Genomic DNA, 1159 nt, shown 5'->3' on the forward strand with positions numbered 1-1159 from the left:
CCGACGCCAACGCGCGCCACGTGGCACTGTGCGACGAGGCCGTGCATATCGGCGGCGCGGCAGCGCGCGACAGCTACCTGCGCGGCGACCACATCATCGAGATGGCCAAGGCCACCGGCGCGCAGGCCATCCATCCCGGCTACGGTTTCCTCTCCGAGAACGACGGCTTCGCAGAAGCTTGCGCCGAAGCCGGCCTCGTCTTTATCGGCCCGCCGGCATCCAGCATCCGCGCCATGGGCAGCAAGAGCGCGGCCAAGCGCCTGATGGAGGCGGCCGCGGTGCCGCTGGTGCCCGGCTACCACGGCGAGGATCAGGATGCCGCCCTGCTGCGCCGCGAAGCCGACYGCATYGGCTACCCCGTGCTGCTCAAGGCCAGCGCCGGTGGCGGCGGCAAGGGCATGCGCGTGGTGGAAGCCAGCGAAGGCTTCGAAGCCGCGCTGGCGTCCGTGCAGCGCGAGGCCAGCGCCAGCTTCGGCGACGACCGCGTGCTGGTCGAGAAATACCTGACCCGCCCSCGCCAYATCGARATCCAGGTSTTTGCCGACACGCACGGCAACTGCGTCTACCTGTTCGAGCGCGACTGCTCGGTGCAGCGCCGCCACCAGAAGGTGCTGGAAGAAGCGCCGGCCCCYGGCATGAGCGAGGAACGCMGGCGCGCGATGGGCGAAGCCGCCGTGGCCGCCGCGCAGGCCGTGGGCTACGTCGGCGCWGGCACGGTGGAGTTCATCGCCAACCAGGACGGCTCGTTCTACTTCATGGAGATGAACACCCGCCTGCAGGTGGAGCACCCGGTCACCGAGATGATCACCGGGCAAGACCTGGTGGARTGGCARCTGCGCGTRGCCGCGGGCGAGCCGCTGCCGCTGAAGCAGGAACAACTGCGCATCCACGGCCATGCACTGGAAGCCCGCGTCTACGCCGAAAACCCCGACAAGGGCTTCCTGCCYTCCACCGGCACGCTGCGCTACCTGCGCRCACCGGCRGCGGTCACRTTCGCGCTGGGCCAGGACGGCAACGGCCCGGCCGGCGTGCGCATCGACTCCGGCGTGCGCGAGGGCGACACCATCAGCCCGTACTACGACCCCATGATCGCCAAGCTCATCGTGTGGGGCCGCGACCGCGAGGAAGCGCTGGCGCGCATGGCGCAGGCGCTGGCCGA

At 70.3% G+C, this 1159-nt stretch carries 1 protein-coding gene; it reads left to right on the plus strand.

What is annotated here, in order from left to right; all coding sequences use genetic code 11:
* On the plus strand, positions 1-1159 hold a 1159-nt coding region (locus AC1DQR_RS40205), incomplete at both ends, for an acetyl-CoA carboxylase biotin carboxylase subunit (protein WP_477135134.1).

The sequence above is a fragment of the Cupriavidus sp. 05L411 genome (assembly GCF_056398045.1).